The organism is Alteromonas sp. P256 (assembly GCF_036864455.1).
Classification (GTDB): Bacteria; Pseudomonadota; Gammaproteobacteria; order Enterobacterales; family Alteromonadaceae; genus Alteromonas.
This window is the reverse complement of record NZ_JAZETM010000002.1, coordinates 217,993-230,490: the sequence shown is the minus strand read 5'-3', so window position 1 is coordinate 230,490 and position 12,498 is coordinate 217,993. Positions and strand designations below refer to the sequence as shown.

15 protein-coding genes are annotated in these 12,498 nt (G+C 43.8%); 8 read left to right on the top strand and 7 right to left on the bottom strand.

Translation table 11 applies throughout. The features are described from left to right. The first annotated feature begins 54 nt into the window (after positions 1-54). The gene (gene hmgA, locus V7R39_RS04375; protein ID WP_334028545.1) at positions 55-1,365 is read left to right on the top strand and encodes a homogentisate 1,2-dioxygenase; all 1,311 of its coding nucleotides are present in this window, start codon (positions 55-57) and stop codon (positions 1,363-1,365) included. Positions 1,366-1,667: 302 nt separating this feature from the next. Continuing rightward, on the top strand, positions 1,668-2,741 hold the full coding sequence (gene hppD, locus V7R39_RS04370) for a 4-hydroxyphenylpyruvate dioxygenase (protein ID WP_334028543.1): 1,074 nt from the start codon (positions 1,668-1,670) through the stop codon (positions 2,739-2,741). Between the two features lie 152 nt (positions 2,742-2,893). Here hppD and V7R39_RS04365 read toward each other — a convergent pair whose 3' ends face one another. Beyond that, a complete protein-coding gene (locus V7R39_RS04365) occupies positions 2,894-3,253 on the bottom strand; it encodes a VOC family protein (RefSeq protein WP_334028541.1) in 360 nt (119 codons plus the stop codon). A 484-nt stretch (positions 3,254-3,737) separates the two neighbouring features. Between V7R39_RS04365 and V7R39_RS04360 the strand changes: the two genes are divergently transcribed. The 6 genes from V7R39_RS04360 to V7R39_RS04335 all read left to right on the top strand — a co-directional run bounded on the left by V7R39_RS04360 (position 3,738) and on the right by V7R39_RS04335 (position 7,300). Further along, positions 3,738-4,127 (top strand): ACT domain-containing protein, encoded by a 390-nt coding sequence (locus V7R39_RS04360; RefSeq protein WP_163105540.1) that lies wholly within the window; start codon positions 3,738-3,740, stop codon positions 4,125-4,127. A gap of 2 nt (positions 4,128-4,129) precedes the next feature. Next, complete coding sequence (locus tag V7R39_RS04355; RefSeq protein ID WP_334028539.1) at positions 4,130-4,633, top strand: PTS sugar transporter subunit IIA; 504 nt, start codon at positions 4,130-4,132, stop codon at positions 4,631-4,633. Positions 4,634-4,717: 84 nt separating this feature from the next. After that, positions 4,718-5,065, top strand: a complete 348-nt coding sequence (locus tag V7R39_RS04350; RefSeq protein ID WP_334028538.1) for an ArsC family reductase — start codon at positions 4,718-4,720, stop codon at positions 5,063-5,065. Further along, the gene (gene dapE / locus V7R39_RS04345; protein ID WP_334028536.1) at positions 5,059-6,195 is read left to right on the top strand and encodes a succinyl-diaminopimelate desuccinylase; all 1,137 of its coding nucleotides are present in this window, start codon (positions 5,059-5,061) and stop codon (positions 6,193-6,195) included. Before V7R39_RS04350 ends, dapE begins: the two co-directional genes overlap by 7 nt. Then, positions 6,195-6,878 carry a M15 family metallopeptidase gene (locus V7R39_RS04340; RefSeq protein ID WP_334028534.1) on the top strand — a complete coding sequence of 228 codons (684 nt, stop codon included), beginning with the start codon at positions 6,195-6,197 and terminating at the stop codon, positions 6,876-6,878. The genes dapE and V7R39_RS04340 overlap by 1 nt, the downstream gene beginning before the upstream one ends. Before the next feature lie 215 nt (positions 6,879-7,093). Further along, a complete protein-coding gene (locus V7R39_RS04335; protein ID WP_334028532.1) occupies positions 7,094-7,300 on the top strand; it encodes a DUF2897 family protein in 207 nt (68 codons plus the stop codon). Between the two features lie 55 nt (positions 7,301-7,355). Here V7R39_RS04335 and V7R39_RS04330 read toward each other — a convergent pair whose 3' ends face one another. From V7R39_RS04330 to V7R39_RS04305, 6 genes are all read right to left on the bottom strand, one after another. Continuing rightward, a complete protein-coding gene (locus V7R39_RS04330) occupies positions 7,356-7,682 on the bottom strand; it encodes a heavy metal-binding domain-containing protein (RefSeq protein WP_032095025.1) in 327 nt (108 codons plus the stop codon). Positions 7,683-7,734: 52 nt separating this feature from the next. Continuing rightward, the gene (locus tag V7R39_RS04325; protein WP_334028530.1) at positions 7,735-8,139 is read right to left on the bottom strand and encodes an HIT family protein; all 405 of its coding nucleotides are present in this window, start codon (positions 8,137-8,139) and stop codon (positions 7,735-7,737) included. Positions 8,140-8,149: 10 nt separating this feature from the next. Then, positions 8,150-9,190 (bottom strand): succinylglutamate desuccinylase, encoded by a 1,041-nt coding sequence (astE, locus tag V7R39_RS04320; protein WP_334028528.1) that lies wholly within the window; start codon positions 9,188-9,190, stop codon positions 8,150-8,152. A 231-nt stretch (positions 9,191-9,421) separates the two neighbouring features. Further along, positions 9,422-9,874 (bottom strand): NfeD family protein, encoded by a 453-nt coding sequence (locus tag V7R39_RS04315; protein WP_334028526.1) that lies wholly within the window; start codon positions 9,872-9,874, stop codon positions 9,422-9,424. 1 nt (position 9,875) lies between these two features. Beyond that, complete coding sequence (locus V7R39_RS04310; protein ID WP_334028524.1) at positions 9,876-10,817, bottom strand: slipin family protein; 942 nt, start codon at positions 10,815-10,817, stop codon at positions 9,876-9,878. Positions 10,818-11,103: 286 nt separating this feature from the next. After that, positions 11,104-12,441 (bottom strand): putative bifunctional diguanylate cyclase/phosphodiesterase, encoded by a 1,338-nt coding sequence (locus tag V7R39_RS04305; protein ID WP_334028522.1) that lies wholly within the window; start codon positions 12,439-12,441, stop codon positions 11,104-11,106. Positions 12,442-12,498: the final 57 nt, after the last annotated feature.

The window sequence follows — 12,498 nt, the reverse complement described above, 5'->3', positions numbered from 1 at the left end:
AAGCCTTTTTTGAAAGCGCTTTTGATAAGAGATAAAGGGCAAGGATTAATATTGATGCAAGAATTAATACAAAATCTGGAATACATGAGTGGGTTTAATAACGAGCACGAAACCGAAGCGCTCGCTGGTGCGCTGCCAAAAGGTCAATTTAGCCCGCAAAAGGTTAATTATAATCTGTATACAGAGCAATTTAGCAGTACGGCTTTTACAGCGCCACGCCACTCAAATAGACGTAGTTGGACCTACAGAATTCGCCCCTCTATTGCGATGGGCGACTTCCTGCCCTACTCCCAGTCATTAATTAAAACCGGGCCCGAAACAGACATTCCCTGTCCGCCAAACGTATTGCGATGGGATCCACTTCCGCTACCAGAAACACAGACCGATTTTATCGACGGGCTTATTACCGTAGGCACTAATGGAGATGCAAAGGTGCAAACCGGCATGGGTATCCACTGCTATTGTGCCAACGCATCTATGGGTAATCGCGTCTTCTACTCTTCAGACGGCGAAATGTTGTTTGTTCCTCAACAGGGCACCCTGTATGTAAAGACTGAGTTTGGTCGATTAACGGCGGCTCCAGGAGAGATAATGGTTATCCCTCGCGGCGTACGTTTTTCGGTGGACGTTGCCGAAAACGACCCGGTTCGAGGCTACATTTGCGAAAACTACGGGCACCCGTTTGTATTGCCTGAGCGTGGACCGGTGGGCGCAAATGGATATTCAAATCAACGAGACTTCTTATATCCAACCGCTTGGTTTGAAGATAAAGACACACCGCATACTGTGATCAACAAGTTTTGCGGTAACTTATTTGCTGCCGAGCTCGACCACTCTCCCTTTGATGTGGTCGCTTGGGTTGGCAACTCTTCCCCCTATAAGTACGACCTTGCTAATTTCAACGTGATGAACACGGTAAGTTTCGATCATCCAGACCCGTCTATTTTTACCGTGCTTACCTCACCCTCTGAATTAGAGGGCACGGCAAATGTAGATTTCGTTATCTTTCCACCGCGCTGGATGGTAGCAGAGCACACGTTCAGACCCCCTTATTACCACAGAAATGTGATGAGTGAATTTATGGGGTTAATTGAGGGAACCTACGACGCCAAAGAACATGGTTTTGTGCCTGGAGGTATGAGCCTTCACAACTGTATGACGCCACATGGTCCTGAGGCAGAAGTCTTCGAAAAAGCCTCTAATGCCGAGTTGTCACCCCAACAATATAAAGACACCTTGGCATTTATGTTCGAATCTCGATTCCCCATAGCGCCTTCTGCTTATGCGATGCAAACTCCTCTACGTCAAAAAGACTACATAGGGTGTTGGAAAGGGCTAAAGAAATACTTTGATGGCACACGCTAGATGTGAGTGGGTAAGAGTGTGGTGTGATTTTTCTGCGGTGTTCATCTTCTGAATATACAGTGCTGTATCAGAAAATGAACACCACCCGCCTGTACCTAAAGTTTAATTTATAATTAAAAATCAATATCTTGATAGGTTCCAGCTAGTTGCCACACCTCTTTTCCAACTTAGTGAAAACTTATCGTTACAACCTTGCTTTCCAATAAGAATCGGTGTCTGTCGCCCCTCTATTGCTTGTCTTTTAACGTCGCGCTTACAATCGAGTCACAATTACAGTAACACTTTGCTAAAGGAAAACACCCATGGCAGATTTATTTGAAAACCCAGTTGGTTTAGACGGGTTCGAATTTTTAGAATTTACTGCACCAGAGAAAGGTGTTCTAGAGCCGATGTTCGAAGCAATGGGCTTTACCCTTGTCGCTCGTCACAAGTCGAAAGACGTAGAGTTATGGCGTCAGGGTGACATTAACCTTTTAAGTAACTACGAAAAAGATTGCCACGCAGCTTACTACGCTGAAGAGCATGGCCCGTCTGCATGCGGTATGGCCTTTAGAGTGAAAGACTCACAAGTAGCATACAACGAAGTGCTAGAGCGCGGTGCGCAGCCTATGGACACTTACACAGGTCCAATGGAGCTTAAGTTACCAGCCATTAAAGGTATTGGCGGCGCGATGCTGTATTTAATAGACCGCTATGAAGGCGAGAACACGATTTACGACATTGACTTCAATTGGATTGAAGGCGTAGATCGCCACCCAGTAGGTTGCGGTTTTCATACGCTAGATCACCTTACTCATAACGTGTATCGCGGTCGCATGGACTTTTGGGCAAACTTCTACGAGAAGTTATTTAACTTCCGTGAAATCCGTTATTTTGACATTAAAGGCGAATACACAGGGTTGTTATCTAAAGCCATGACGGCTCCAGACGGCAAAATTCGTATTCCGTTAAATGAAGAAGCGGTTGGCGGCGGTGGTCAAATTGAAGAATTCTTGATGAAGTACAACGGCGAAGGCATTCAGCATATCGCTTTTGCATGTGATGATCTTGAAGTGTGCCTTGATAGGCTAAAAGCACGAGGCATGAAATTTATGACGCCTCCACCAAACACCTATTATGAAATGTTAGAAGAGCGATTACCCGGCCATGGTGAGAACGTAGAAGAACTGCAAAAACGCGGGATCTTACTCGACGGCACCACAAAAGACGGCGAACCTCGCCTGCTGCTACAAATATTTTCTGAGACCGTATTTGGACCAGTGTTCTTTGAGTTTATTCAACGAAAAGAAGACGATGGCTTTGGCGAAGGTAACTTTAAAGCACTCTTTGAGTCTATTGAACGTGACCAAGTCAGCCGTGGTGCGCTTAGTAAATAAGAGCGGTTAAACAGCAAGAAAGAAGTGTAAAAGAACAACAATAAATAAGTGGGCGAGCGACACATATACAAATAAAGGCTCAATGCTCACATTAAAAAGCATGTGTTAAACACATGCCTTAGGTGACTTTTAAAGCGGCGACTGAAGAAATTTCATTCGCCGTTTTTTTCATAAAGTGCACAAGCCGCACCTGAAGGGTCTAGAATTGTGCAAAAACGATCCTCTCCGTGATGCTTTATCTCTCCTACTTGCTTGCCACCTTTTGTTTCAACGTTAGCTAAAGAATGTGTTATATCATCCACCGTGAAGTAGTTTATCCAGCCTCCTGGTAAGTCGCTATTCACCCCTTTCTTGTGGCAAATTCCGCCAATGGGCGTACCGTCAGAACTCATCATAACGTAGTCATTGTACCCGCCCATATCAATAGTCTCTTTTTTCCATCCCATTACTGATTCGTAAAAACTCACTAAATTCTCTGCGTGCTCCGTTGTAATATCACACCAACTAGACATAGATGTTCCTTATATATTAACGCCGCTTTTTTAGGGCACTGTTTTTGAGGACAGGGTTTTGAGGACAGGGTTTTTAAAAACAGAACCCTAGCGACGAGGTCTAAATACTTATCAATAAGTGTAGCTTAGTCATGCCGTTTTTAGCGCGTGTTTTCAACAATGATCATTAATGATGTACCTGATGAAAACCACACAAAATCATAAGAAAGAGAGACAATGTCAAGCTAAGAAATTGCAAAATATATAAACATTTTTGATTTTGCTTGTAGACATAGCCTGTGGAAAATGCTTATGAAACCTATAATGTTATCCACTGCACATTGTTTGTACAGTTTATTTTGTTATTTACAATCAATAAGTTAAGGCAAGACCCCAAACTACTCAACAAACTTATCCACAGATTAAGTGGATAACACGTGACACTTAATCACAGTTAATGGTTTAATGTGGATATGTTGGAAGCATTCACGTTTTTTGATTATTCATGCCTAAACAAACACTTTTAGTACACGATTCCTTATTCACTATTCACAGCTTAGATCCCGACACGAGCATTCCGTCTTCCGTGCTAAATAGCCCACTATTCTTTCTTGGAAAGACCGAAGATGAACTGTCTATTGTTGTTCCTGAATCGGTGGAAGTTGACTCCGTCGATAGCGATGAAAATTGGCGTGCACTAGAATTACTCGGCCCACTTCACCTTTCAATGGTAGGTATTATGGCTGAGTTGGGACACGTGTTGGCGGCTGTAAAAGTCGCTATTTTTGTTGTTTCTACCTTCGACACCGACTTCTTTTTAGTAAAAGACAACAAACTCAATGATGCGGTAAAAGCATTAAAGAAAGCAGGCTATACCGTAAACGGAATTCAATAACCGTGAAGAAAGGTCAGCTACTTTCTTCTCCCCCCGACACGTTTAGAAAAGCGTTCGACATTCCTTCTCCAGTGAGCGGGCAAGTACAACCACTCACCTCTATTGATGGTACGCTTTATACGCAGGGTTATTTTGGGCCCGGCGCCATAATCAATGCGCCATCATCCATTATAAAAGCGCCATTTGATGGCGTATGCTCTCGTGTTACTCCCCTAGACTACGCCATTGAAATTAAATCGAGCGTAGGGTTGAAGTGCCTGATAAAGTTCGGGGAAAGCACCCAGCATCTTCACGGCGCTCAATTTAACTGTCACGTAAAGCGCGGTTCAACATTTAAAGCAGGTGCGGTATTATTTACCGTAAATACGGGCTGGCTTAAGCAGCAGGGCGTTAGCAATGTTTGTATTATGACGTTGCTCAACGCGAATGCGTTGCTAGGTGTTATGCCCACCACAAGAAAATATGTAGAAGCTGTTGAAGACCCATTACTCACCTTATTTGTGTGATGAATTATTTTACTTTGCTCTTATCAATGAGCTTAGTGACGGTGACGGTTCATCCATTATATTCAGAAGTACGGAATTAATATTATGAGCACAGTTATGTATGGTATTCCTAACTGCGACACCATTAAAAAAGCGAAAAAATGGTTAGCTGAAAAGGACATCGACTTTACTTTTCACGATTACCGAAAAGGCGGTGTTGATGCAGAGTTCTTGGCTCTTGCTGAGTCCCACCTGGGTTGGGAAGCGATGGTCAACAAACGCGGCACAACTTACAGACAGCTAGGTGAGGCAGAAAAAGCGACTATCGACAAAGATAAGGCGCTGGCGCTTCTAGAACTTCATCCCGCAATGATTAAGCGCCCTATTTTAGTCACGAACAATACGTTTCACATTGGGTTTAAACCTGCTCAGTACGAGGAAATATTTTGCTAAACGACTCCGTTATTGATATTGCGAAAAACCTGATTAATCGTCGCTCGGTAACACCAGACGACGCTGGCTGTCAGGACGCAATGAAGGCATTCCTTGGCGAACTTGGTTTTGATAATGAAACTATGGTGTTCGACGATACCACTAATTTGTGGTCGAGACGCAACACAAAGGGGCCGCTATTTTGCTTCGCAGGACATACCGATGTTGTGCCAAGCGGTCCTGAAAGCGCCTGGAAAACATCGCCTTTTGTTGCCACTGAAATAGATGGCTATCTTCACGGGCGCGGCGCGGCAGATATGAAGGGAAGCCTTGCAGCCATGCTTGTTGCCACTCGGGAATTCGTTAATAAATACCCTGATCATAAGGGAAGTATTGCGTTTTTAATTACCAGTGATGAAGAAGGCCCTTTTATCAACGGTACAACCCGCGTGATTGATACCCTTGAAGCCCGCAATGAAAAAATTGACTGGTGTTTAGTCGGCGAGCCATCCTCTACGGATCATGTGGGTGATATCGTGAAAAACGGACGCCGTGGTTCTCTCACTGGCGATCTTATCGTAAAAGGTATTCAAGGCCACGTAGCCTACCCCCACCTTGCGAAAAACCCAGTGCATCTTGCAGCGGCGGCGCTTGATGAACTGGCTAAGTCCCATTGGGATAACGGCAATGCATTTTTTCCGCCCACTAGCTTTCAAATCTCAAATATCCACGGCGGTACAGGCGCCGGTAATGTGATACCCGGTGAGCTTCACGTTTGCTTTAACTTCCGTTTTTCTACAGAAGTGACAAACGACATACTCATTGAGCGTACGAAAGCCATATTGGACCACCACGAGTTAGACTATGACATTAAGTGGACCTTTAACGGACAGCCATTTCTTACCGACTCAGGTGCCCTGCTTGAAGCCACTGAAGGCGCTATCGAATCAGTAAAAGGTAGCCCCACGGTGTTATCAACCGCAGGCGGCACATCAGACGGTCGATTTATTGCGCCTACAGGCGCGCAAGTGATTGAGCTAGGCCCTGTTAACGCCACTATTCATAAGATAGATGAGTGCGTAAAAATGTCTGATCTTGAACAACTCGCTGATATGTATTTTGGCATTCTCGAACGCCTGCTTGCCAACTAATGACTCGCAGCATCACCGACCAACAGTGGCTAGGCCAGCAAAATCACCACTTGGTTGAAGCTGGCCGTGGTCATTTGCTTCATCCTACCGTGAGATTGGCTTTTACCGACATGCAGCAAAAAGCCCATAGCGACGGTATCGACCTACAAATAGTCAGCAGTTTTCGCAGCTTTGAGCGCCAGCTTGCTATATTTAATAAAAAATGGCGTGGTGAGGCAATATTGCGTGATGCAAACGGCGAAGTACTCGATAACACTGCGTTATCTAGTATCGATAAGCTGCACGCTATTTTGACATGGTCAGCATTACCCGGCGCCAGTCGCCATCATTGGGGTACCGATTTAGATGTATACGATAGAGAGTCGGTTCACCAATGGAACGGCTCCTTCGAGTTAGTAGAGCAAGAGTACCTGCCACAGGGGCCTTGTCATGCACTTGCGTGTTGGCTTGAGGATAATATGGCTGAGTTTGGCTTTTTTCGACCTTTTAGCGAAAATAAAGGCGGTGTTGCGCGAGAGCCTTGGCATTTAAGTCATAAAGCTGTTGCAACTGACTTTGAGCAGTCGCGAAGCATTGAAGCCTTCGCGAGTGCCCTAAAACAAAGCGACATGCTAGGTAAAGATACGGTTTTAGCTAATTTGCCTTATTTATATAACCGCTTTGTGCTTAATAACGGTTCATAAAGAAATGAAGCATATCATTGCTGATATAACTGCTTATATAAATGCTTATATAACTGTTTATATAACTGCTTATATAAGTTCAAATATGAGTGCTTACACAACTGCTTTTATAAATGCCAGTATAACTTCTATCAAGTCGATTATAGAACCACGCCAAGCCAGGTTAATTTAATGCACTTTTCAATTCCACATTCACTACGCAACTGAGAACTAGTATGGACACAATTTGGGTAATCGTTATCGTTGTATTGGTATTAGGGGTGGTGGTTGGCAACATTACGTTATTAAAGTACAGCGCTAAATTTAAATTTCCCACACCGCCTAAGCCTGTTGATGATAACAAAACCAGTAAAGGGCCAGCCGATAAATCGGAGAGTAAGAAAACGTCTATAGGATTTGATGATGAAGACGACGACTGGTAGCAAAAACGCTGCTTATCAAGCAGCGTTTTTTTCAAATTAACGCGTTGATTTCAGTTTAAAGCGGAGTTGTTTTTACCGCAGTACCGCTGATACTTACCATCAGCATACTGCCTTTATCGCCAATAACCTGATAATCTAGATCTATGCCCACTACCGCATTTGCGCCCATTGCGCGAGCCTCATGCTCAAGTTCACTAAACGCGAGCTTTCGCGCGGTAGTTAGCTCTTCTTCGTATGAACCAGAGCGCCCACCCACAATATCTCTGATAGAAGCAAATAGATCTTTAAAAACATTGGCTCCCATAACAGCTTCGCCAACAACGATGCCGTAGTAGCCTTCAATTTTGTGACCTTCAAGTGTCGGCGTAGTAGAGATGATCATAATAACTCCATTTAAGTCTGTTGTTTTTATAGATGGCGCATTTTGCTAATTGTTATTCGCTTAGCGCCTGTTTTAATGTTGATAATATCGCACTCGCCTCGGCATCGTCGTAGGCCACAGGCGCTTGATTACCCCAAACGGGTTTGGGCCAAGCTACGTCATTTTCAAAGCGTGCAACATGATGAACGTGAAGCTGCCTAACCACATTGCCTAACGCCCCTACATTGAGTTTATAAGGCGCAAAGACTTGCTGCAGCACGTTCGACACCTTGGCTGATTCTGCAAGCAGCGTCTGCTGCTCTTGCTCCGGCAAATCAATAATTTCAGCGATGTTATTGCGCATGGGCACTAAAATAAGCCACGGGAACTGCTTGTCATTCATTAACAGTACACGACAAAGCGTTAAATCACAGACAAAATATGTATCATTGTGTAAACGGCTGTCTAATTCAAACATCCTGATTTTCCTATGCATCAAGGCTTTCCAAGGAGGTTGGCACTACGGTCAGCAGCGCTCGTTGTCCAATAGCCACCTTTGCATTAGGAAATACAATGGCTTCACCATCTTCTTGTGCGATGTACTGCGTATTTGGCTCAGACGCTAACACCGTGCCTTTTGCATAATCAGTAAAATTTGGCGTGTCATCGTCGAAGTGCAGACTAAACTGCTCTTCCTGTCGATTGATAACTTGGTTAACGCGATAAATATCAAGCTCTTCAATCTCAACCGTTGGTGCAAAATCCTCTTCAGTAATAAGGCTTATTAACGCGGCTTTAGCGTCAGCAAAGCGAGCCATATCGTTATGCCCAAACGGCTGAACCTTTCCAAGTTCCACGGTGAAAGCGTGCGCATTATGGTAATACGAAGAGTAATAGCTAAATGTCGTCGTAGCACTTTCAGATAACAGTATGGTTTTCACCCCACAGGCGGCTAAAAAAGCAAGCTGACTTTTACTGTGCTTACGTTCGTGCAAAAACGGATATACCGCAAATTTTTCGTTTTTCGAGGCTCGAATCGCCGTATGCAGGTCGTAATGGAATCGCTCGCCGCTTGTCTTATTAAAGAAATCGGCAACGGCATCTTCTAGTGCTTTAGCTCGCTTGCGCTCACTATTGACTAAGCCTTCGCCTTTTGAATGTGCACCACTAAATAAGCGGTTCATGTTTTCTTCAACAAAGCGCTCTGCAATATCCATAGCAGGTAAGTTGCCGAACAAGAACAATACATTGTGCGACAGCGTGAGTTTGCCCATTAGAATATGCTGTACCAACTCATCGCAAATTTCGATAGGCGCGGTTTCGTTGCCGTGAACACCGCAGGATAAAACGACGTTTTTCTTATTAGGCGTATTCGTTTCAGGATAAAAGCTAATGATCCCTGGCGCTGTAATAACAACGCGTACAACACCGCTGCTGTTTTTCAGTTCAAACGTGATTGGCGTTGAAAATAACGAAGGAGAGCGTCTGGATAACGCGAGAAAATTTTCACTATCAATGAGTTGTTGCATAGTTCAACCGTACTTACCAAGAATGGATATAGTGTAACTATCCGTTGGTTTAAAAGCACGTTTTCAAGGATAAAACCCCGCATTTGGTTAATGGACAGCGTAAAGCACGCCAAGCGCTATCAATTGGCAATTCGCTTTTATGTAATAACCACTAATAAGCGCATGGTGTGCTGTGTATTGCTTTAGCTTACGTGCTGGATTTTACTGTATTCGGTTTTACTGTATTTGATTTTACCTATTTATTTTTACGATCAAGCTTCCCACTTCCACATCTTCAATGACTACCTGAGTACCAGCGGGTAGCGGCTCGCTACACTTTACCTTCCACGTTACCCCAGAATATTGCACGGTTGATGGGTGAGCTGGCCCGGTGTCTTGCGTGAGCTCAATGACATTACCCACCAGGTCGCTTTTTACAGATTGCGGGGCCTTATCTCGCTGAAGGTACTTCATTGGCTTCCATAGCAGCACCATCAACAGCGTATCTAACACAGACACCGCAATAAATAGATTCAATAAGCTCGGCTCAAAAACATCTAAATACACTAGCGCAGAGGTTATAAGTAGAGATAGCCCCAGCGTGAATAGCAATATAATTGAAAAGCCAAGGAGTAGTTCAGCAATCATTAAGACCAAGCCTAACGCAAGCAGATAACTTTCAATATTCTCTAAGCTCGCCATCATATTAATCGACCTTTTGCCCTATTTTATTTGCTATTGCCATGGCCTGAGCAACCACATTTCCAATTTCAGTGGCACCGTCTGGCAACAGTATGAGTGAGCTTTCTTTGGCAATTTGCTCTTTGGCTTTTATAGCGCCTTTTGCTAGGTCTAACTGTACGGCTTTTTGTCCATCTTCGGTCGCCGCCGCTTTACCCACAGTTTCGATGGCCTCGGCATCGGCTTTTGCCACTTGGATAATCGCTTCTGCTTCACCTTGGGCTTTTAAAATTTGTTCTTCTTTTTCAGCCTGAGCGGCCAATACTATTGACTGTTTTTCACCTTCAGCGCGGTTGATTGCAGCTTGTCTGTCACCTTCCGATTCTAGTATTTGCGCACGCTTCAATCGCTCAGCCTTCATCTGCTGCTCCATGGCATCTAGCACAGAGTTTGGCGGGTTGATGTCTTTAAGCTCGTAGCGCAGCACCTGAACGCCCCAAGGAGCTGCTGCATCGTTTAGCGCTGATACTATATTCGTATTTAACAAGTCACGCTCTTCGAAGGTTTTATCTAGCTCCATTTTACCAAGTTCAGAACGCATGGTGGTTTGCGCTAATTGCTTTACCGCAAAGGTATAATTCTCTACGCCATAAGTGGCTTTGTAAGGGTCTACAACACGAAAATATAATACGCCATCAACACTCAATGTAATGTTGTCTTTTGTAATTGCAGACTGCTCCGGTACGTCTTCAGCCTGCTCTTTTAAAGAGCGATCAGCTGCGACAGTATCGATAAAAGGAAAGATAAAATTGAGACCGGCTTCTAAGGTTGTATTGTATTTTCCGAAACGCGAAATAATGTATGCCCTGTTTTGAGGCACAAACTTAATAGACGTTTTCAGTAATACAACAACCAGTATTAACAAAAACGCTTGATACGAAAATAAGTAATTTAAAGCAATATCCATATTTTTATCCCTGTAGTCATTCAGATGCACAACACAATAATAATCGTTATACCACAGAATTTGCATGTGTTTTTGAGTTGCGGAAAAAGAGGTACTCAAAAAATGGTTACAAAAAGTGTATAGCAATTTGATTTGCCAGCACTTATCAATAGTTTCATTAATGGAGTAACTATCCATATGCTTATAGATACACGTATCAATACACTTGTTGATACTTTTGATTACGCATCAGTAAATGTGTTTGTGAGTGCTTGTGTAAGTGTATTTGTAAGCGCTTGAGTAAGTGCTATGCCTGTTTGCGGGTTGGAGAACTGCCAATAATAATTTCTTGTTGCGCCAGAGATACAAAGTCTTTAAAGGGCACGGCTTTAGAGAACAAGTATCCCTGCCCTTCACTAATGCCGATTTCTCTTAAGATATGCAGCTGCTGAACGGTTTCAACACCTTCTGCCACTACGCTACAGCCTTTTGCCACACCAATAATCTTAACCGCTTCGATAATGGCTCTGTTTACATCGCCGCTTCCTAGTTCCATCACAAACGCCTTGTCTATTTTAAGCGCATCGAGATGCAGGTCGCGAATGTAAGCAAGGTTGGAATAGCCTTTACCAAAATCATCCACCGATATTGAGATACCAAGGCCTCGCAGCTCGTCCAACTGCTTTTTCACCATCAGTGAATTTGACAGAGCAATATCTTCGGTCAGCTCTAACTCAAGACGCGTCATGGGAATTGAGTACGACTCACTAAGCATATGCAGCGTAGGAATAAGCTGGTTATCATAAAGCTGGGTGGGTGAAATGTTTACCGAAAGCGATAGTGAAAGGCGTTGAGCATCGAACTCAGCTAAGGTTCTAAATGCTTGCTCTAGTGTCCAGTAGCCTAATTCATTCATCATATTGTACGATTCAGCCGCTTCAATAAGCGGACCGGGGAAAAGTATGCCATCAAGAGGATGATTCCATCTCAGCAGGCATTCGGCTCCAACAACACTCAAATTATCCAAATTTACTTTAGGCTGGTAGTAAAGCTCTAACTCATTTTGCGCCAGCGCCCGCTTAAGATCGGCCTTTAACGCTAAACTTCTGCCTGTATCTGTTTTATCTTTTAGGGCAAGCGAGAAGTAATTTTCATATTTATTTTCTTTAGCTTGCTTTAACGCGGCCTCAGCGCGGGAGACGAAGGCGGTAATATCAAAGCTTGGCTTTTTCGTGACGTTACTTACCCAGTGAGTTTCGTTACTACACACCACGCCAACATTAAAGTCAGCCATAAAGGCATTGTCTTCATGGTACATCGGCACTTTAAAATGCTCTACCAAACGATCAAAGGAATAGCGAAGCTTAACTTCATTACTTACATTGGGAAACACAACGCCAAAAACATCGCCGCTAATGCGACCAAGCGCCACTTCGTTACCAAATAGCTTTTGTATTCTATTCGCAATCTCTAACAGAAACTGATCGCCTACATTTATTCCCAAGCTTGTGGTGACGTCAGAAAATCGTACTATGTCAACCAACATGAGGGACAACTCAGAACACTGAGTCGCAATTTTAGATACGCTGTCGATAAACGCAAATCGATTGGGAATGGTGGCCAGTGAAGTGTGGGGTTGACTCATGTTATTCCTTGCGCTATTCGGCTACGAGGTACTTAAACAACTACTAGGTCTATAAAA

What these genes read in the sequence shown, in the direction of transcription:
- V7R39_RS04305 (WP_334028522.1), bottom strand. Translation starts at nt 12,441, where the DNA reads ATGAGTCAACCCCACACTTCACTGGCCACCATTCCCAATCGATTTGCG.
- V7R39_RS04350 (WP_334028538.1), top strand. Translation starts at nt 4,718, where the DNA reads ATGAGCACAGTTATGTATGGTATTCCTAACTGCGACACCATTAAAAAA.
- V7R39_RS04315 (WP_334028526.1), bottom strand. Translation starts at nt 9,874, where the DNA reads ATGATGGCGAGCTTAGAGAATATTGAAAGTTATCTGCTTGCGTTAGGC.
- V7R39_RS04360 (WP_163105540.1), top strand. Translation starts at nt 3,738, where the DNA reads ATGCCTAAACAAACACTTTTAGTACACGATTCCTTATTCACTATTCAC.
- V7R39_RS04310 (WP_334028524.1), bottom strand. Translation starts at nt 10,817, where the DNA reads ATGGATATTGCTTTAAATTACTTATTTTCGTATCAAGCGTTTTTGTTA.
- V7R39_RS04365 (WP_334028541.1), bottom strand. Translation starts at nt 3,253, where the DNA reads ATGTCTAGTTGGTGTGATATTACAACGGAGCACGCAGAGAATTTAGTG.
- astE (WP_334028528.1), bottom strand. Translation starts at nt 9,190, where the DNA reads ATGCAACAACTCATTGATAGTGAAAATTTTCTCGCGTTATCCAGACGC.
- hppD (WP_334028543.1), top strand. Translation starts at nt 1,668, where the DNA reads ATGGCAGATTTATTTGAAAACCCAGTTGGTTTAGACGGGTTCGAATTT.
- V7R39_RS04325 (WP_334028530.1), bottom strand. Translation starts at nt 8,139, where the DNA reads ATGTTTGAATTAGACAGCCGTTTACACAATGATACATATTTTGTCTGT.
- V7R39_RS04335 (WP_334028532.1), top strand. Translation starts at nt 7,094, where the DNA reads ATGGACACAATTTGGGTAATCGTTATCGTTGTATTGGTATTAGGGGTG.
- hmgA (WP_334028545.1), top strand. Translation starts at nt 55, where the DNA reads ATGCAAGAATTAATACAAAATCTGGAATACATGAGTGGGTTTAATAAC.
- V7R39_RS04330 (WP_032095025.1), bottom strand. Translation starts at nt 7,682, where the DNA reads ATGATCATCTCTACTACGCCGACACTTGAAGGTCACAAAATTGAAGGC.
- V7R39_RS04340 (WP_334028534.1), top strand. Translation starts at nt 6,195, where the DNA reads ATGACTCGCAGCATCACCGACCAACAGTGGCTAGGCCAGCAAAATCAC.